Source organism: Streptomyces sp. NBC_01190, from assembly GCF_045039895.1.
Lineage (GTDB): Bacteria > Actinomycetota > Actinomycetes > Streptomycetales > Streptomycetaceae > Actinacidiphila.
This window is the reverse complement of record NZ_CP108580.1, coordinates 5,196,630-5,214,906: the sequence shown is the minus strand read 5'-3', so window position 1 is coordinate 5,214,906 and position 18,277 is coordinate 5,196,630. Positions and strand designations below refer to the sequence as shown.

General features: G+C 72.8%; 17 protein-coding genes and 2 pseudogenes. 10 read left to right on the top strand and 9 right to left on the bottom strand.

Features of this window, described 5'->3' with window-relative positions; all coding sequences use genetic code 11:
- Positions 1–40: 40 nt before the first annotated feature.
- The 4 genes from OG519_RS21940 (at position 41) to OG519_RS21925 (ending at position 2,866) form a co-directional block, all read left to right on the top strand.
- Complete coding sequence (locus tag OG519_RS21940) at positions 41–469, top strand: hypothetical protein (RefSeq protein ID WP_405586585.1); 429 nt, start codon at positions 41–43, stop codon at positions 467–469.
- Between the two features lie 55 nt (positions 470–524).
- A complete protein-coding gene (locus OG519_RS21935) occupies positions 525–1,280 on the top strand; it encodes a thiol-disulfide oxidoreductase DCC family protein (RefSeq protein WP_405586582.1) in 756 nt (251 codons plus the stop codon).
- On the top strand, positions 1,258–2,115 hold the full coding sequence (locus tag OG519_RS21930; protein WP_405586579.1) for a TetR family transcriptional regulator: 858 nt from the start codon (positions 1,258–1,260) through the stop codon (positions 2,113–2,115). Before OG519_RS21935 ends, OG519_RS21930 begins: the two co-directional genes overlap by 23 nt.
- A 382-nt stretch (positions 2,116–2,497) precedes the next feature.
- Positions 2,498–2,866 carry an Ig-like domain-containing protein gene (locus OG519_RS21925; RefSeq protein WP_405586576.1) on the top strand — a complete coding sequence of 123 codons (369 nt, stop codon included), beginning with the start codon at positions 2,498–2,500 and terminating at the stop codon, positions 2,864–2,866.
- 69 nt (positions 2,867–2,935) lie between these two features.
- On the opposite strand, the gene OG519_RS21920 is transcribed toward OG519_RS21925, so the two are convergent.
- Positions 2,936–3,142 carry a DUF397 domain-containing protein gene (locus tag OG519_RS21920; protein WP_405586574.1) on the bottom strand — a complete coding sequence of 69 codons (207 nt, stop codon included), beginning with the start codon at positions 3,140–3,142 and terminating at the stop codon, positions 2,936–2,938.
- Positions 3,143–3,463: 321 nt separating this feature from the next.
- Here OG519_RS21920 and OG519_RS21915 point away from each other — a divergent pair, with 321 nt between their 5' ends.
- The 3 genes from OG519_RS21915 to OG519_RS21905 are packed head-to-tail and all read left to right on the top strand — an operon-like array spanning position 3,464 to position 6,383.
- Complete coding sequence (locus OG519_RS21915; protein WP_405586571.1) at positions 3,464–4,570, top strand: hypothetical protein; 1,107 nt, start codon at positions 3,464–3,466, stop codon at positions 4,568–4,570.
- A 26-nt stretch (positions 4,571–4,596) separates the two neighbouring features.
- Positions 4,597–5,907 carry an AAA family ATPase gene (locus tag OG519_RS21910; RefSeq protein ID WP_405586568.1) on the top strand — a complete coding sequence of 437 codons (1,311 nt, stop codon included), beginning with the start codon at positions 4,597–4,599 and terminating at the stop codon, positions 5,905–5,907.
- Positions 5,908–5,909: 2 nt separating this feature from the next.
- Positions 5,910–6,383: a hypothetical protein gene (locus OG519_RS21905; protein WP_405586565.1), complete on the top strand. Its 474-nt coding sequence runs from the start codon at positions 5,910–5,912 to the stop codon at positions 6,381–6,383.
- A gap of 46 nt (positions 6,384–6,429) precedes the next feature.
- Here the strand turns inward: OG519_RS21905 and OG519_RS21900 are convergent, their stop codons facing one another.
- Entirely contained in the window at positions 6,430–6,738 is a 309-nt protein-coding gene (locus OG519_RS21900) for an SCO4848 family membrane protein (protein WP_405586563.1), read from the bottom strand.
- A gap of 194 nt (positions 6,739–6,932) precedes the next feature.
- Here OG519_RS21900 and OG519_RS21895 point away from each other — a divergent pair, with 194 nt between their 5' ends.
- The gene (locus OG519_RS21895; protein ID WP_405586560.1) at positions 6,933–8,480 is read left to right on the top strand and encodes a D-alanyl-D-alanine carboxypeptidase family protein; all 1,548 of its coding nucleotides are present in this window, start codon (positions 6,933–6,935) and stop codon (positions 8,478–8,480) included.
- Here OG519_RS21895 and OG519_RS21890 read toward each other — a convergent pair.
- From OG519_RS21890 to OG519_RS21875, 4 genes and pseudogenes are all read right to left on the bottom strand, one after another.
- Positions 8,440–9,420, bottom strand: a pseudogene (locus OG519_RS21890) (YihY/virulence factor BrkB family protein); the annotation flags it as partial. The gene OG519_RS21895 and the pseudogene OG519_RS21890 sit on opposite strands and share 41 nt — an antisense overlap.
- A 164-nt stretch (positions 9,421–9,584) precedes the next feature.
- Positions 9,585–9,965, bottom strand: a pseudogene (locus tag OG519_RS21885) (GtrA family protein); the annotation flags it as partial.
- 221 nt (positions 9,966–10,186) lie between these two features.
- The gene (locus OG519_RS21880) at positions 10,187–11,191 is read right to left on the bottom strand and encodes a decaprenyl-phosphate phosphoribosyltransferase (RefSeq protein ID WP_405592890.1); all 1,005 of its coding nucleotides are present in this window, start codon (positions 11,189–11,191) and stop codon (positions 10,187–10,189) included.
- A gap of 181 nt (positions 11,192–11,372) precedes the next feature.
- Positions 11,373–11,915: a phosphatase PAP2 family protein gene (locus OG519_RS21875; protein WP_405586558.1), complete on the bottom strand. Its 543-nt coding sequence runs from the start codon at positions 11,913–11,915 to the stop codon at positions 11,373–11,375.
- Between the two features lie 194 nt (positions 11,916–12,109).
- On the opposite strand from OG519_RS21875, the gene OG519_RS21870 reads away from it, so the two are divergent.
- Together OG519_RS21870 and OG519_RS21865 are read left to right on the top strand one after the other, a co-directional pair.
- Positions 12,110–13,684, top strand: a complete 1,575-nt coding sequence (locus tag OG519_RS21870; protein ID WP_405586555.1) for an FAD-binding protein — start codon at positions 12,110–12,112, stop codon at positions 13,682–13,684.
- 148 nt (positions 13,685–13,832) lie between these two features.
- The gene (locus OG519_RS21865) at positions 13,833–14,588 is read left to right on the top strand and encodes a decaprenylphospho-beta-D-erythro-pentofuranosid-2-ulose 2-reductase (protein WP_405586553.1); all 756 of its coding nucleotides are present in this window, start codon (positions 13,833–13,835) and stop codon (positions 14,586–14,588) included.
- 92 nt (positions 14,589–14,680) lie between these two features.
- On the opposite strand, the gene OG519_RS21860 is transcribed toward OG519_RS21865, so the two are convergent.
- The 3 genes from OG519_RS21860 to rocD form a co-directional block, all read right to left on the bottom strand.
- Positions 14,681–15,256: a 2'-5' RNA ligase family protein gene (locus tag OG519_RS21860; protein ID WP_405592888.1), complete on the bottom strand. Its 576-nt coding sequence runs from the start codon at positions 15,254–15,256 to the stop codon at positions 14,681–14,683.
- Positions 15,257–15,497: 241 nt separating this feature from the next.
- Positions 15,498–16,532: a tryptophan--tRNA ligase gene (gene trpS, locus OG519_RS21855; protein ID WP_405586550.1), complete on the bottom strand. Its 1,035-nt coding sequence runs from the start codon at positions 16,530–16,532 to the stop codon at positions 15,498–15,500.
- Positions 16,533–16,799: 267 nt separating this feature from the next.
- Positions 16,800–17,984: an ornithine--oxo-acid transaminase gene (rocD, locus tag OG519_RS21850; protein WP_405592886.1), complete on the bottom strand. Its 1,185-nt coding sequence runs from the start codon at positions 17,982–17,984 to the stop codon at positions 16,800–16,802.
- Positions 17,985–18,277: the final 293 nt, after the last annotated feature.

The window sequence follows — 18,277 nt, the reverse complement described above, 5'->3', positions numbered from 1 at the left end:
AGACTGACTTAACCTGACGTCGTGAGGGGTGGGACCTGCAATGGACATGACCGTGGTCGCCTATGTGGTCTATCTGGCCGTGAGCGTCGGCCTGACCGCCTGGGTGGCCAGAACGCTGAGCTCCAACGGCCGGGTCTTCCTGGCCGACGTACTGCACGGCAACGAGCCGCTGGCCGACGCGGTGAACCGGCTGCTGGTGGTCGGCTTCTACCTCGTCAACCTGGGCTTCGTCGCCCTCTACCTGAAGTCGGCCGACACGATCGAAGACGCGAGGGAGATTTTCGAGGCGCTGTCGGTCAAGCTCGGGGTGGTGCTGCTGGTGCTGGGGGTGATGCACCTGGGCAACGTCTACGTGCTCAACAGGATCCGCCGCCGGGGGCTGCTCGAACGCGAACAGTTCCCGCCGGTCGACCCGGACGGCCGTACGGATCCGGCATGGGCGGGGCCGGGCAAGCCGGCGGGGGCCTGAGGTGCCCGGCGCGGGGGGTGCGGGGGGTTCGGGCGGCGCGGGGGGCGCCGGGCCGATGGGGGGCGCCGGGGGCGGCGGCGCCGAGGGGGCGGGAGGCGTCGGGGGGCGGCTCGGTGGGCGGGTCCCCGTTCGTAGGCTGACCGTTCTCTACGATCCCGCGTGCCGCCTCTGCTCCTTCGCGAGCGGCTGGCTCGCCCGGCAGCGCCAGCTCGTACCGCTCGACCTGGTCCCGGTCGGCTCGCCGGAGGCGCTCCGCCGCTTCCCCGCGCTCGACCACCGCGCGTCGACGTCGGAGGTGACCGTCGTGGGGGACGCCGGTCAGGTCTACCGGGGGGACAGTGCCTGGATCGTCTGCCTGTGGGCGCTCGCCGACTACCGCGCGTACTCCCACACGCTGACCTCGCCGGCCGGCCGCCGGCTGGCCAGAGCCGCGGTGCTCAGCGCGGCGAAGTACCGGGAGTCCCAGGCGAGGGAGCCGGCCCGAGGGGAGGGGATGTCCATCAAACCGACCCGAGGGGAGGGGAAGCACGCCGTACCGGCCCGAGCGGGGGGACAGCCGGCGGACGCCACGCGGAGGGGGCGTGGCGTGCCGCCGGCCGGGGGCGCGACACCCGTCTGGGTCTACCTCGGGTCGGGCGGCTGGACGTATGGCAACCAGGAGCCGTTGCCGGAGCGGCCTCGCGAGGCCGGGCAGCCGGCGCCCTCGATGCCGCCCGGCTGGACGTACGACGAAGTGGCCGGCTGGACCCAGGGCGATCAGCCGACGGGAACGCCGGGGGGCTGCGCCGATGGCTGCTCGCCGTCCGGATAGTGCCGCGCGCGGCATTAGGCTCACCGGCGTGGAGGACAAGCGCAGCCGTACCGCCGCCGAGCAGCCCCCGGTCGAGGCCGAGGAGCTGCCCGGCGGGCGGGCGCGCCCCAAGACCGGGAAGAGTGAGCAGACCCGGGCGGTCATCCTGGACACCGCGATGCGGCTCTTCCAGGAGCGTGGGTACGACAAGACCACGATGCGGGCGATCGCCCAGGAGGCCGGCGTCTCGGTCGGCAACGCCTACTACTACTTCGAGTCGAAGGAATTCCTGATCCAGGGGTTCTACGACCTGATGACGCGCGACCACGCCATCGACGCGGCGTCCCGCATGGCGGGGGTGCGGGACTTCGCCGGACGGCTGGACATCGCGCTGGCCTCCTGGCTGGACGTCGCCGCCCCGTACCACGAGTTCGCGGCGCAGTTCTTCCGCACCGCGGCCGACCCGGACAGCTCGCTGAGCCCGTTCTCCAACGAGTCGCACCCGGCCCGCGCCACCGCCGTCGAACTCTTCCGCGAGGTGCTGAGCGGCTCCGACCTGGCACCGAAGCTCGACGCCGAACTCGCCGAGCTGCTCCCGGACCTGCTCTGGCTGCACCTCATGGTCGTCGTCCTCTACTGGGTCTTCGACCGCACCCCGGACACGACCCGCACCCGCGAGTTCGTCCGCCGCTCCACTCCCCTGGTCGCCCGGCTGATCGCCCTGTCCCGCTACCGCGCCTTCCGCCCCCTGGTCCGCGACGCGAAGGGCCTCATCCAGGACTTCATCCTCCCCACCATCGGCAAGTCCCCCCTCCCGGGCCCGAGCCGAGGCACCTCGCCCCCCCGGCGCGGCTGATCGGCCACCTAACGGTGCGGAGTCGCGCGTGGTCGGCGGACCCGCGGATGGGGCCGCCGCGTTGGCGGGGCTTCTGGGCGCTTGGCCGGGGTGGGCAGGTTCGGCCGTGGTGGAGAGCGAGGAGCTTGAGCGGCGGGGCTACTCCAATGGGGTGGACCGCGTGCGACGGTATTGTTTTCGCCGCCCCGCTCACCGTTACTGGTGCTATCGACCAGGTCGGCTTGCCCGTCCCTCTCTGGACGTCCGCCCGCGGCAAGACCGCCAAGGGCGCTCCTGGATGGGCCTCCCGCCGGCTACGCCCACGCTCCTCGGCGAGACGTACGCCACGGCACCGGCGGCATCCCATTCCGGGCTCAGCAGTCCACGTCGAATGGGGTACATCATGGCCGGCCAACCCACCACCATCACGCTCACCTCAGTGCCCGACCCGTCGATCTCCGGCCAGCCGAAGACGCTCATCGCGAAGGTGAGTTCCACGGCCGGCTCCTTCCCCACCGGCACCGTCGCCTTCTTCGACGACGGCATCGGAGTGGGCACCGCCGTGCTGGAGGCCGGCGCGGCCTCCTTCACCACCTCGGCCCTCGCCGCCGGCTCCCACGCCCTCACCGCCGTCTACGGCGGGGACGCCAACTTCAGTGCCTCGGTCTCCCCGGTGGTCGTGCAGACCGTCACTCCCCCCGCGAGCGCCAGATGGCTGCGGCGCCTGGGCGAACTGCTCATCGCCCTGGGCGAGTTCCTGGTCTCCCTGTAGCGGGACCGGTGACGGTGCGGAGTTATGCGTAGTCGGCGGCCCCACGGATGGGGCCGCCGACTCGCGGGGTCAGACGTGCTGGGCGGCGTACGCCAGGAAGCGGGACCACGCGGCGGGGCTGAAGGCGAGCTGCGGCCCCTCCGGGTCCTTGGAGTCACGGACGTGGACGGTGCCGCTAGTCGTCGCGACCTCGACGCAGTCCGGACCCTCGTTGCTGCTGTAGCTGCTCTTGGGCCACCGCAGTTCGGCACTGTTGGCGGAGGGCTCGATCGTCATGTCTCTCCCAGGACCTTAGTGCGCGCGGGTGTGAGGCGACGCGGCGTCACAAGTTCCGTTCCGGGGCGTGGGGTGGCGCTCCCCGGCCGGGCACGCTTCCCCTTAAGTACCGGTGAAAGAACCCACCCCACCCCACCCGACCTGCGATGGCGTGCCACTCGATCGGGTGAGGGATCGTCCGGAAATCGGAGGAGTGCGATACGGTCGGCCGCAGCAAACCGTCCACAGGACGGCCCCCGGTGGGACGGCAATCCACACCGAGGGCCTGACCGTTCAGGAAGTCAGAGCTTCCCAATGGCTGAGACGCAGTCTAACGCGGGCATGTCCGCGTCCCCCCTGCCCGAGGGCGCGCCCCGCGCCGGTGTGATCCACGTACGCCACCGGCACCCCGACCGGTTCGTCGTGATCGGCAACCACCTGTCCCAGCACCTCGAGCTGTCCGCGCTGGCGATCGGGCTGGCCGTACACATCCTGTCGCTGCCGGACGGCGATCCGGTCACCGTCAAGGGCCTGGCCAACCGGTTCCCCGAAGGCGAGATCACCGTGCGCCGGGCGATGAACGAACTCGTCGCGACCGGATATCTCGAACGCCGCCGCGTCCCCCTCGGCGGCGGCCGCTTCGCAACCCGCACGTTCGCGTACGACCACCCGAGCCACCGTGCCCAGGACGCCGCCCAACCGCCCGCCCCGGACCCCGAACCCCCGAGCGAACCCCCGCCCCCGCCTCCGCCACCGCCGCCCCCCGCCGGGGCCGTACCGCCAAAGCCCCTGCCCACCGGGACCGTAACGCCGAAGCCCGCGCCCACCGGGACCGCAACGCCAAAGCCCCCGCAAGCCGAGGCCACGCGGCCCGCGACCGCGCCGCAGAAGTGCCCAGCCGCCGGGCCCGTAGCGCCAGAATCGCCAGTCACCGGGGCCACTCAACCCGCGCCCGCAACGCCAAAGTCCCCGCCCACCGGGGCTGCCCGGCCCGGGACCGTACGGCTGCCGCACTCCGCCCCGGAAGCGGAGCACCCGGCCCCCGCCGCATCCGGACCCGCATCCGGGCCCGCCGCCGACCTGCTCGCCCGGTTACGCCTCGCCGACCCGCGCCTGCTGCTGTCCGCCCGCGACATCGGGCGCCTGGTCCCGGCCGTGGACCTGTGGCTGGCCCGCGCCGCCACCCCCGCCCAGATCGTCCGCGTCCTGACCACAGGCCTGCCACCGGACCCCGTACTGATCCACCACCCCGCCCGCCTGCTGGCGTACCGCCTGACCGCCCACCTCCCCCCGCCCCTCCCCGCCGACACCCCGCCCCCCGACCGCCCGGCCCCCCTCATCACCTGCGACGGCTGCGACCGCGCCATCCGCAGCCACGACCCCACCACCCTCTGCACCGACTGCCGCCCCACCCCCACCCACCCTCCCCGCGAGCACCAGGCCGCCTGATGACCGCCTGGGGTAGCTTGGCGAGCGTGACTGCTCCGGGCATCGAAGAGGTCCGCCTGACCGCGTTCAAGAGCTTCCGCGACCAGGTTTTTCCGCTCGCACCCCTGACCACGCTCATCGGGCGCAACAGCAGCGGAAAATCCAACGCGCTGGACGGTCTCGAAGTGCTGTCCCGGCTCGCGCGTGGTGAGGACATCACCGAGGCGCTGGAGAGCCGCCGGGGCCCTGAGGGGCCGGTCCGGGGAGGGCTGGCCGGGTGTGTGCCGCACGGCTCCGACCGCTTCTCCCTCGGGTGCAGCGTGCGCACCGAAAACGGTCCCATTCATCTGGACGTCACGGTGCAGGTGGAGCCCGAGGTCCAGATCATCGAGGAGAAGCTCTCCGGCCCGACGGCCGAGGGGCGCCAGTACGTACTGGCGAGCCTCGACGCGAACCCTCACGTCGGCGACACCTTCGCCACATGGCACAACGGCAAACGGGGGCGGAATCCGAGTGTGCGGTTCCGCGGCTCCCGGCTGCTGACCTCTCAACTTCCGCTGCGTGTCGTCCCGCAAACCACCGGTGGGCGGGACAGCGTCTGGTGCGCCGTGACCATGCTGGCCACGCTGGAGAGCGTGTTCCACCTTGATCCGGTTCCCCACCTGATGCGCCAGTACGTTCCGTCAAGGGACGCGAACCTCCGCCGTACCGCGGAGAACCTCTCCGCCGCCGTGGGGAGCGTCCAACGGACCGACCCGGCCCTCTTCGCCCGTCTGGTGGAACTCCTGCGGGGGCTCTCCGACCACGCCATCGAGACCCTGGCGGTCACCAGATCCGACCTCGGCGACGTGATGCTCGCGCTGGACGAGGGCGCGCTCGGCCTCACTCCGGCGCGGGAGATGAGCGACGGGATGCTCCGCTTCCTGGCCATCGCCACCTCGTTGCTCACCGGAGGGGGCGGCCTCGATCTCGGGCCGTCGACCACCGAGCCGGCCGAGCGGTCGCTGATGCTCGTCATCGAGGAGCTGGAGAACGGGCTGCACCCCTCCCAGGCTTCGGAGGTGCTCGGCCTGGTCCGCCAGGCCAGCGCGGAAAACGGCACGCAGGTGTTGATCACGACGCACAGTCCCGCACTGCTGTCCGCGCTCGACGCCCCGGATCACGAGGGCGTCGTCGTCTGCTGGCGGGACCGCGAGTCGGGCACGAGCCGCCTCACCCGGCTCACCGAACTCGACGGCTATCCGGCCGCGATGGCGGCCGGCTCCCTGGGCGACGTGGTCGCCCAGGGACGCCTCGACGCCCGCGACCGCGGCGATCGCGACTACACGGAATTCAACCGGCTGCTGGGGATCGGATAGGCGTGGCGCGCAGGGTCGAATTCGTCGACACCTCCATTCTCTGCAACCTGCTCGGCGTGCCGGGCAAATGCCAGGACCGCGAGAAGGTCGTCAAGCAGTTGCAAGACAAGGAACAGGCACGGGACTGCGACCTGCTGCTGCCGATGACGGCGGTCTTGGAAACGGGCAATCACATCGCTCAACTGCCCGGCGGAAGGGAGCGGCGGACCTGCGCCGAACGCTTCGCCGGAGTGCTGCGGATGGTCGTGGAGGGCAAGGCACCCTGGGCGCTCAACGAGATCGAATGGGACGCGGCGCACCTGGACATGCTCATCATGGGCGGCAGGACCGGCAGCACCCTTGTCGATCACGCGTGCAACCGGTTGGGTTGCGGCGACCTGAACATCCTCATCGAGCGGGACCGCTACCTGGCCCGTACGTCCGGGGTCGAGGCGACCGTGTGGACGCTGGACGAGTTGCTGGCCTCGTACGCGTGATCGCTCACGGGCGTCTGTTGATCACGGCCGCGCCCGGTCGCCGGGGTCAGGGGGTTCGCTGGGGGGCGGGCTCGGAGGGGGCGGGGGTCTCCGGGGTCGGGGGCGCGGTGGGGGTCGGGGGTTCGGCGCGGAGGGCGCGGAGGCCGAGGATGCCGATGGCGGTGCCGAGAATGGTGGAGACGATCGCCAGGGTGAGGTGGATCCAGAAGTAGGCGGTCGGGGCGGAGTGGTCGCCGTGGTGGAAGGCGAGACCGCTCGTATCGTGCCAGAGGTTCTTGACGAAGGTCGTCCAGACGATCCACGACCAGACGCCGAACGCGACGAGGAACCAGGACACCCGGCGGCTGAGCTTCATACGTCCCAGTATGGGCACGGCCGGGTTCATACCCGCGCCAGGGGTGGCCGGGGGGCGGTACGGCAGCGGGGTGGGCCGACCGGGTAGGGGCGCCGCCAGGCCGGCGGTTCCGTGGTGGGGTCGTGGGGAGGATCACCCGGGCGGGGGGATACCCGGTGGGCCGGGTGAGGTCGTTGGGGCGGTACGTTCGACGCGTGCTTTTCACCGCGAGGACCGCCCCGCGCCGTACCGCCCTGGCTGTGTCCCTGATCGCCGCGCTGCTGGGCGGGCCCGCGCTGGCCGGGACCGCTGCCGCCGCGGCGCCGAAGCCCAAGCCGACCCCGACGCCGCCCGCGGTGATGTCGAAGCTCGGCGGGGACCGGTTCGGAATGCCCGGCACGCAGGTCAACGCGGCCCCCGGCGTACCCGCGCTGCCCACCAGGCTGACCGCCCGCTCCTGGATCGTCGCCGACGCCGAGACGGGCGCGGTCCTGGCGGAGCACAACGCCCACTGGCGACTCGCCCCCGCCAGCACCCTGAAGATGCTCTTCGCCGACACGGTGCTGCCGCGCTTCCCCAAGACCGAGGTGCACACGGTCGCCGATTCGGACCTGGCCGGCATGGGTGCCGGCAGCAGCCTGGTGGGGATAAAGGAACACCTGGCCTACACCGTGCACGACCTCTGGCTCGGCGTCTTCCTGCGCTCGGGCAACGACGCCGTGCACGTGCTGGCCGCGATGAACGGCGGCGTGTCCAAGACGGTGTCCGACATGAACGCCGAGGCTCACGAGTTGCAGGCCGCCGACACGCATGTGGTCTCCCCGGACGGCTACGACATGCCCGGCCAGGTCAGCAGCGCCTACGACCTGACGCTCTTCGCCCGGCAGGGCCTCCAGAACGCCGACTTCCGCGAGTACTGCTCCACGGTCAGCGCCCAGTTCCCCGGCGACTACAAGAAGGACAAGAAGGGCAAGCCCACCAAGGTCAGGGAGTCCTTCGGGATCTCCAACACCAACCGCCTGCTCGCCGGTGACTACGACCTCAGCCGCTACCCGGGGATAGCGGGAGTGAAGAACGGCAACACCACCAACGCCGGCGCGACCTTCACCGGCGTCGCCCAGCGGGGCGGCCATACGCTGCTGGTCACCGTGATGAACCCGTCGGCGCCGGTGCACGACGAGGTATACCGGGAGGGCGCCGCGCTGCTCGACTGGGGGTTCAAGGCCGAGCCGAGCGTCTCGCCGGTGGGCACGCTGGTGCCGCCGCTGAGCAAGCTGCCGAAGACGCCGGCGCCGACCGCGAAGATCCCGCCGCTGCGGCAGGGACAGACGGCGGGGGCCACCTCCGCGTCGTCGGCGTCGTGGTCGCACGCGCGGTGGACGGCGGTCGGTCTGGCCGCTGCCACCGCGGTGCTGCTCGCGCTGATCGTCATCGTCGTACGACGGCGCCGTCCGCTGCCATCTGAGGTCGGTCCGGCCGGTCGGGGCGGTCGGGGCGGTCCGGCCGCTCGGACTGCTCGCCGCCGGATTCCCTGGACTTCCCCTGCTCCCGGGGACGGTCCCGGGAATCCCGGTCCCGGTGGTCCCGGTGATCGCGATTCGGGTCCCGATCCGACGGGTCGTCCTGCCGACGGGGACTCAGCCGCTCCGGATGATCCAGCCGGTGCGCCCCCGAGCCGCCGCCGTCCCCGGGGTCCCCGGGCCGGTCGGCTCCCCCGGGTCCCGAAGGTCCGTTTCCGTCCGCTGGGGCGGCGGGACCGCTAGCGGCCGGGGCCGACACCCCGTCGTCGGTGTCGTCGGTCTCCGGAACGCCGCCCCCCTCATCCGCCTTCACGTCCGCGCCCTCGGGCCGCTGGGCGTGCCTCGGCGTCGCCGTCCACGCGGCGCAGTACAGCAGCAGCTTCGACTCGAAGTTGATCCAGAGCAGCAGCGCCACCGGGGTGCCGAAAGCGCCGTAGATGTTCTTGCCGGCCACGTGTTGCAGATAGTTGCTGAGCAGCGCCTTCAGCGCCTCGAAGCCGATCGCGCCGATCAGCGCCGCCTGGAACAGCGCGCGGCGCGGCGGGTCGACCCCCGGCATCAGCGTCAGCAGGTAGAGCAGGATCAGGAAGTCCGCCAGCACCGCGAGCACGATGCCGACCAGGGTGAGCAGCGCGGGGCCCGGTCCGGTGTGCGCGATGCCGAGCCGGTCGGCGGTCCAGTTGACGGCGGCGGTGGCGAAGCCGGAGGCGCCGAGCGAGACGAGCACGGCGGCGCCCAGACCGAAGAGGGTGACGGCGTCCCACGCCTTGCTGATGAACGGGTTACGCCCCTCGTTGTCCTTGCCCCACACCGCGCGCAGGTTGTCCCGCAGCGAGCCGACCCAGTTGACACCGGTGAAGAGCAGGACGGCGCCGGCGATCACCCCGACGGTGCCGGCGTTGGCGACCAGGCCGCTGATGTTGAGCTGGTCGGCGATGCCGGGGATCTCCTCGCCGATCTTGCGCTCCAGCGTGTCCAACTGGCCGTTGGAGAGCAGGGCCGCGCCGACCGCGGCGACCACCGCGAGCAGCGGGAAGAGGGCGAGGAAGCTGGTGAACGTCATCGCCCCGGCCAGCCGGTTCCAGTGCACGGACTCCAGATGGGCGAACGCCCGGTAGGCATGGGTGCGCAGGAACCGCGCGATCCGCGGGCCGATCCAGGGCAACCCGGTCAACCAGTCCATGTCTGGCGGTTACCCTCCTCCGTCGGAGACACGCCGGTGCTCCCCTGGACGGATGACGAGGATCCACCGGCCGGCCCCGCCGCCTCCGCCCCACCGGCGCCCGCCCCGGCCGCGCTCGCCGTGCCCGCCGCCTCGGCGCTCCCCGGTCCCCCACTCTCCTGGCCCGCCCGGAAGACCAGCGTCCGGGTACCCCAGAACCGCAGCGCCGTCGCCAGCACCATGCCGACGCCCAGCCCGGAGATCAGGTCGGCGCGGCGGCCGGTGAGACCGAGTACGTAGTGGGAGCAGAAGAGGCAGAGCAACTGGACCAGCGCGCCGGCGATGTTCACCGCGAAGAAGACCCCGTACTGCCGGGCCCGGCTGATCCGCGGGGTACCGCCGCGGTAGGTGACCAGGGCGTTGCCGAGGTAGGCGACCGTGCAGCCGGCCAGGAAGGACAGGGCCTTGGCGGTGAGCGGGCCCAGGCCGCCGGGGCCGCGCAGCCAGAGGAAGAGGCCCAGGTCGGCGGCGTAGGCGGCGAGCCCGGCGACCGCGAAGCTGAGCATCTCCGCCAGCCGGGGCCGGGCGGGGCGGCCGACGCCGGCGGCGCCGGCCGCGCCGGCCGCGCCGTCAACGGTCGTCGGCGCCGCCGGCCCGGAGCCCGCCCCCTCGCCGGGTCGCGCGGACCCCTCAGACCCCGCCTGCCCTGCCGACTTGGCGGACCTGGGCAACCTGGCCGACCTCGCTGATCTGGGCCACCTCATCGATCTCACTGACCTCACTGACCTCACTGATTGACCACGGCCAGTACGTACAGCACGCCCCACCCCAGCGCGATGACCAGCAGCGCCCGGTCCCGCAGCACCACGTCCTCGGGGGCGCCGGCCGAACCGGCGTCGGCGAAGACCGCGTACCGCAGCACCGAAAGGGTGAACGGGATCATCGAGAGTTGCCGCCAGGGCAGCAGGCCGTGCGGCCGGCCGCCGGTCTCCATCGCCCACAGGCAGTACGCCAGCACCGCGACGCCTGCCGCGAGTTGCCAGACGAAGCGCAGATAGCCGGTGGTGTAGGAGCCGAGCAGCGACCGGGAGGCCCCGGGGTCCTGCCGGGAGGACATCAGGACCAGCTCGGAGTAGCGCTTGGCGGCGACCATGAAGAGCGCGCCGAAGCCGGAGGTGATCAGGAACCAGCGGGACAGATCGATCTCCAGGGCGATCCCGCCGGCCATGGCCCGCATCAGGAAGCCGGTGGTGACGATGGCCAGGTCGACCACGAGGATGTGCTTCAGCCAGACGCAGTAGGCGAGCTGCATGACCACGTAGCCGGCGAGCAGCAGGGCGGTGTCCGGGTTGCAGAAGACCACGGCGGTGGTGACGGCGAGGACCGCGAGCACCGCGCCGGTCGTATAAGCGACGGCGACCGGTACGAGGCCGCTGGCCACCGGGCGGCGGCACTTGACCGGGTGGGCCCGGTCGGCGTCGGCGTCCCGCGCGTCGTTGATCAGATAGACGGCGGCGGCGCACGCGGTGAAGAGCACCAGCACCACGGCGAGCCGTACGCCCTCGGCCGGGCTGAGCAGCTTGGCGGCGGCGAAGGGAGCGGCGAGCACCAGGCAGTTCTTCATCCACTGCCGGGGCCGGGCGGTGCGCAGCAGCCCGCCCGCCAGCGTCCCTGCCGGGCGAGCCCCGGCCTCCTCGGCCCCGGGGCGCCCGGCCCCGCCGCCCGCCCCGGGGTACGCGACAGGGTCGGCCGCGCCGGTACCGGGCACCCCCACCCCGGCGGATCCGGCCATGCCCGCCCCGGTCATACCAACGCCGGTCGGCCCGGCGGCACCCGTACCGGTAAGACCCACCCCGGCGGGTCCGCTCGCGCCCGCTCCGGGCGGCCCGGTCGGACCGGGTCCGGCCACCTCGCTCCCGGACGGCTCGACGACCCCCTCCCCCGAGGCCTCGGTGACCGCGTCGGCGGCGGGCTCAGTCATCGCGGACCCCCGCGAGCGTCCAGCGGCGGCCGAGGCGCGCGACCGTGCCGCCGAGGAGCGCGCCGCAGGCGACGTCCGTGGGGTAGTGGACGCCGACCACCAGCCGGGACGCGCACATCGCGGCGGCCAGCGGGGGGACCAGCAAGGGAGCGCCCGGCAGCAGCGCGCCGAAGGCGATGGCCGCCGCGGCGGCGGAGGCGGCGTGCGAGCTGGGGAAGCTGTGCCGTCCCGCGGTCCGCACCAGCGGCGCCGCACCGGGGAGTTCGGGCCGGGGGCGGCGGACGACGCGTTTGACCACCATGCTCGTGGCGTGCGCGCCGGCCACGAGCGCGGTGGCGCGCAGCCAGGCCCCCCGCCGTACGGGATCGGTGGCGGCGCCGACCAGCCCGGCGGCCAGCCACACCGCTCCGTGCTCGCCGGTCCAGGAGAGCCCCCGGGCGGCCCCCGCCACCCAGGGGTCGCGGCCGCAGCCGCGCAGCGCGGTGAGCAGGCGGTGGTCCGCGCGATGTGCCGCGGCTGAGTGGGGGCAGCGCACCGGCGGTTCTCCCAGTTCTGCCGAAGGGCGGACCGGTCATACCCGCATACCGGTCATTTCGGACGGGATATCCCTACCGTGCCGACCCCTCCGTCTCACCGCCGTTCGCCCTTTCCGGTGAGAAAAGCCGCATAAGACGCATCAGGCCCAAGAGAACATCAACGGTGATCTATCCGGGCGATACGGTCGCCGGTATGTCCGTACCCCCCGTCCCGGCGACCGCCACCGACACCGCCGCCAACACCATCGGGTCCGCCGACACCGGCTCCGGCACCGCGCCCGGCGCCGCCACCGAAGCCGCTGAAGCCGCCGAAGCGGCTGAAGCCGCCGAAGCGGCTGGAGCCCCTGGACCCCCTGGAGCCGCCGAAGCCGGCGCGACCGCCCCCGCCGAGACCCCCGCACCCCCCGCCCCCATCGTCCCCACCACGGAATCCGTCTCCGGCTGGGGCCGCACCGCCCCCACCACCGCCCGGGTCTTCCACCCCCGGAGCTACGAGGAGGCCACCGAGGCGGTCAGGAGCAGCGACAACCGGGGCGTCATCGCCCGCGGCCTCGGCCGGGCGTACGGCGACGCGGCCCAGAACGCGGGCGGCGCGGTCCTGGACATGACGGGCCTGGACCGTATCCACGAGATCGACGCGGTGAACGGGCTCGTGGTGTGCGACGCGGGGGTCTCGCTGCACCGGCTGATGGAGGTGCTGCTGCCGCTCGGCTGGTTCGTGCCGGTCACCCCCGGCACCCGCTATGTGACGGTCGGCGGGGCGATCGGCGCGGACATCCACGGCAAGAACCACCACGTCTCGGGGTCCTTCACCCGCCATGTGCGGGCCATCGAGCTGCTCACCGGAGACGGCGAGACCCGGCTGGTCACCGCGGAGGACGAACCCGAGCTGTTCTGGGCCACCTGCGGCGGCATGGGCCTGACCGGGGTGGTGCTCGCCGCCACCGTCCAACTGCTGCCGGTCGAGACCTCACTGATGCTCGTCGACACCGAACGGGCCGCCGACCTCGACGACCTGATGGCCCGGCTCACCGCGACCGACCACGAATACCGCTACTCGGTGGCCTGGATCGACCTGCTGGCCCGCGGCGCCAAAACCGGCCGCGCGGTGCTCAGCCGGGGCGACCACGCCCCGCTCGACGCGCTGCCCGCCCGGCTCCGCCGCGATCCGCTGGCCTTCCGGCCCGGCCGGCTGCCGGCCGCGCCCCGCTTCGTGCCCGAAGGGCTGCTCGGCCGCACCACGGTCGGCCTCTTCAACGAGGTCTGGTACCGCAAGGCGCCCCGCGAGCAGCGCGGCCGGCTCCAGAAGCTCTCCCCCTTCTTCCACCCGCTGGACGGCCTGCCCGAGTGGAACCGGATCTACGGCCGCAGCGGCTTCGTCCAGTACCAGTTCGTGGTCGGCTACGGACAGGAGGAGGCGCTGCGCCGGATCGTACGGAAGCTCAGCACCCGGGGCTGCCCGTCGTTCCTCGCGGTGCTCAAAAGGTTCGGGGCCGCCGACCCGGGGTGGCTGTCCTTCCCGATGCCCGGCTGGACGCTGGCGCTCGACATCCCCGCCACCCTCTCCGGCCTCGGCGCGCTGCTGGACGAGCTGGACGACGAGGTGGCCGGTGCGGGCGGCCGGGTCTATCTCGCCAAGGACTCCCGGCTGCGGCCCGAGCTGCTGGCCCGGATGTATCCGCGGCTCGACCACTTCCGCGCACTGCGGGCCCGGCACGACCCGGCGGGCGCGATCACCTCGGACCTGGCACGGCGGCTGGGGCTCTGACCCCGGCCGCCGACGCCGCCGCCCCCGACCCCGACCCGCCGCGACGACCTCGCCACGACGCCACCACCCGCCACCTCGCCACGACTCGCCACCACCCGTCACCTCGCCACCACCCGCCACGACTCGTCACCACCTAGGGAGTACGCACGTGAAGGACGCATTCGGGGCACCGCAGTCGCTGCTGCTCCTCGGCGGCACCTCCGAGATCGGACTGGCCACGGCCCGGCGGCTGATCGGCCGCAGGACCCGTACGGTGTGGCTGGCCGGCCGGCTGTCGCCCGGCCTGGAGGCGGCGGCCGACGAGTTGCGCGCGCTGGGCGCCGAGACGCGGGTGGTCCCCTTCGACGCGCTCGACACGGACTCCCACGAGGTGGTCCTCGGCAAGGTCTTCGCCGAGGGCGACGTGGACGCGGTGCTGCTCGCCTTCGGCGTGCTCGGCGACCAGGCGCGCGACGAACAGGAGCCGATCGCGGCGGTACGGGTGGCCAGGACCAATTACGCGGGCGCCGTCTCCTCCGCACTGGTCTGCGGCGCCGCCCTGCAACGCCAGGGCCACGGCTCGCTGGTGGTCCTCTCCTCGGTCGCCGGGGAACGCGGCCGCCGCTCCAACTTCATCTACGGCAGCAGCAAGGCCGGTCTCGACGTTTTCGCCCAGGGCCTCGGCGACGCGCTCCGGCCGACGGGCGTCCACGTACTCGTGGTGCGGCCCGGCTTCGTGCACACCAAGATGACCGCGGGCCGCCCCGATGTGCCGCTGTCCACCACGCCGGACGCGGTGGCCGCCGCGATCGAGTCAGGCCTGCGCCGGCGCGCCGAGGTGCTGTGGGTGCCGGGGACGCTGCGGCCGGTGATGATGGCGCTGCGGCATCTGCCGCGGGCGGTGTTCCGGCGGCTGGCGCTGTAGCTGTCGCCGCGGCCCCGGGCGCCCTGGCCACGCGGCGCCGGACCCCTCGTGGGACCGGCCGCCGGAGTCGCGCGGGGTGCCAGGCGTGCCGCTCAGATACGGGTCGGGGTGCGCGATCCCTGCTGGTGCGGGACGGCGGGCCGTTCCTCGTGGCCGCCGAACGGGAAGTCCTCGATCCGCTGCCACACGCCGTCCGGGCCCTGCTCGTAGAGCGTGAAGCCGGTCGCCGTCCACCCGGCGGCGAAGGCGGCCAGCTCCGCCCGGGCGCGGTCGAGCGCGGGCTCCGGGATGCCGTGGCCGATGGTCACATGCGGGTGGTACGGGAACTGGAGGTCGCGGGCGAGCGGCCCGGACCGTACCCGCTCCTGAAGCTCCCCGCAGGCGGCGCCGCCCTCCACCACCCGGACGTAGACCACCGGGGAGACCGGGCGGAAGGTGTCGGTGCCGTCGAGCCGCATCGGGAAGCAGCGGGTCTCGGCGGCGACCCGCGTCAGGTGGCGGCGGAAGGCGGGCAGCCCGGCCGGTGCCACCTCGGTGGGCGGCAGCAGCGTGACATGGGTGGGGATGGCGAAGGCCGCGGGGTCACCGAAGGCGGCCCGCCGCTCCTGGAGCGACCGGCCGTACGGCTCCGGGACCGCGATGGACACGCCGATCGTGGTGGTGCCGATCGCGTCTGTCTCGGCGCTCACTTCTGCCACGGCGTTTCACCCCTCTCCCCAACGTTTCCCCAGGTCGGCGACAAACTCGGGCAACCCAGCACTCAGTGTCGCGCGTCGAGCAGCACACCGGACAGCGACCTCGGTCACAGGTCGCCCGGGTGCGGCCTGGCTCGACCGGAGCCTGCCGGGCCGGTCCGAAGCTCCCGGGTCCGGAGCTTCCGGGTCGGTCCGGAGCCGCCCCGGCGGCGGCTCAGTGCTTCGCCGGTACGAACCCGATCCGGTCGTACGCCGCCGCCAGCGTCTCCGCCGCGACAAGCCGCGCCTTCTCGGCTCCCTTGGCCATCACCGAGTCCAAGGTCTCCGGGTCCCCCAGATACTCCTGGGTACGCTCCCGGAACGGTGTGACCCACGCCACGAAGATCTCCGCGACATCGGTCTTGAGCGCACCGTAGCCCTTGCCGGCGTACTGCTCCTCGAGTTCGGCGATTCCGGTGCCGGTGAGGGCCGAGTGAATGGTGAGCAGGTTACTGACGCCCGGCTTGTCCTTTTCGTCGAACCGGATGACCGTGTCGGTGTCGGTCACCGCGCTACGGAACTTCTTCGCCGACACGCCCGGCTCGTCCAGCAGGTTGACCAGGCCCTTGGGCGAGGGCGCGGACTTGCTCATCTTGGCGGTCGGCTCCTGGAGGTCGTGGATCTTGGCGACCTCCCGCACGATGTGCGCCGCCGGCAGGGTGAAGGTCTGGCCGAAGCGGCCGTTGAACCGCTCGGCGAGGTCCCGGGTCAGCTCGATGTGCTGCCGCTGGTCCTCACCGACCGGCACCGCGTCCGCCTGGTAGAGCAGGATGTCGGCGACCTGGAGGATCGGGTACGTGAAGAGGCCGACGGTTGCGCGGTCCGCCCCCTGCTTGGCCGCCTTGTCCTTGAACTGGGTCATCCGGGAGGCCTCGCCGAAGCCGGTGATGCAGTTCATCACCCAGCCGAGCTGGGCGTGCTCGGGCACGTGGCTCTGGATGAAGAGGGTGCAGCGGTCCGGGTCGAGGCCGGCCGCCAGCAGCTGGGCGGCGGCCAGCCGGGTGTTGGCCCGCAGCTCCGCCGGGTCCTGCGGCACGGTGATCGCGTGCAGGTCCACCACCATGTAGAACGCGTCATGGGTCTCCTGAAGCGCCACGTACTGGCGGACCGCACCGAGGTAGTTGCCCAGGTGGAAGGAGCCCGCGGTGGGCTGGATGCCGGAGAGGGCGCGGGGGCGCCCGGGGATGCGTTCTGAGGCCATGTTCACCATTGTCTCAGCCTCCCGGAGGTGGTTGCCGTTGCCCGTCCGGCTGCCCCCTCCCGGGGGCCGGGGTGCTTTTTTGGGGGCGCGGGGAGGGTGGTGCCCCAAAGGGGCGCGAGGAACTGCGCGCTCAGCCACGGCGCGGCCCGCGGGTCGTCACCGGACCGAAGGGGCTGTTGCTGTCGTGTCCGGACCACCGGCCGGTGGCCGGTTGCTCGCGCAGTTCCTCGCGCCCCTTTGGGGCACCCCGAAGCGCACCGGGACGCTAGGGCCCGGTTAGCCGCGCAGCGCCTCGCGGAGCTGGGTCAGGGACCAGTCGAGGTCGGCCTGGGTGATGACCAGGGGTGGGGCCAGGCGGATGGTGGAGCCGTGGGTGTCCTTGACGAGGAGGCCACGGGCGAGAAGGCGTTCGGAGATCTCGCGCCCCGTCCCGATGGAGGGGGCGACGTCGACGCCCGCCCACAGCCCGCGCCCGCGCACCGCGGTCACCGCCCCGGTGCCGAGCAGCCCGCGCAGCTCCCCGTGCAGGTGGTCGCCGAGCTGGGCGGCCCGCCGCTGATACTCCCCGGTCCCCAGCATCGCCAGCACTTCGAGGCCGACCGCGCAGGCCAGCGGGTTGCCGCCGAAGGTGGAACCGTGCTCGCCGGGACGGAAGACACCGAGCACCTCCCGGGAGGAGACGACCGCGGAGACCGGGACGACCCCGCCGCCGAGCGCCTTGCCGAGCACGTACATGTCGGGGACGACGTCCTCGTGCTCACACGCGAAGGTACGGCCGGTGCGGCCCAGGCCCGACTGGATCTCGTCGGCGATGAAGAGCACCCCGCGGTCGGCGGTGAGGCGCCGCACCCCGGTGAGGTAGCCGGGCGGCGGGACGAGGACGCCGGCCTCGCCCTGGATGGGTTCGATGAGGACCGCCACCGTGTTCTCGTCCACCGCCGCGTCGAGCGCGGCGAGGTCGCCGTACGGGACCACCGTGAAGCCGGGGGTGTACGGACCGTAGTCGGCGCGGGCCTCGGGGTCGGTGGAGAAGCTGATGATCGTCGTGGTCCGGCCGTGGAAGTTGTCCGCGGCGACGACGATGTTGGCCTGGCCGTCGGGCACGCCCTTGACCCGGTAGCCCCACTTGCGGGCGGTCTTGACGGCGGTCTCCACCGCCTCGGCCCCGGTGTTCATCGGCAGCACCATCTCCATCCCGCACAGCTCCGCCAGCGCCGTACAGAACGCGGCGAACTTGTCGTGATGGAACGCCCGGGAGGTGAGGGTGACCCGGTCGAGCTGGGCCTTCGCGGCGGCGATCAGGCGGGGGTGGCCGTGGCCGAAGTTGAGCGCCGAGTATCCGGCGAGCATGTCCAGGTAACGCCGCCCCTCGACGTCGGTCACCCAGGCGCCCTCGCCGGAGGCGATCACGACGGGCAGCGGGTGGTAGTTGTGCGCGCTGTGCGCTTCCGCCGCGGCGATCTCGCGGTCCGTCGCGGCCCCCTTGGCGGCCGGTCCGGTGCGGTCGGTCGCGCTGTCGCTGGAGAGAGTGGTCACTGGGGGACTCCGTTCGGGGGCCTTTTTGTACGAGGCAGGGGGTGGTGCCTCCCCTCCATGGTCCCGCGCCCACCCCCGTCCCGGACCCCTTCCCGGAATCCCCCTCCCGGGAGGCCCTTGCGGGGGCGTCGCCCGCCACCGGCCGGGAGGGGCTGTTCCTGTCGTGTCCGGACCACCGGCCGGTGGGTGGTTGCTCGCGCAGTTCCTCCCCCAGAGCT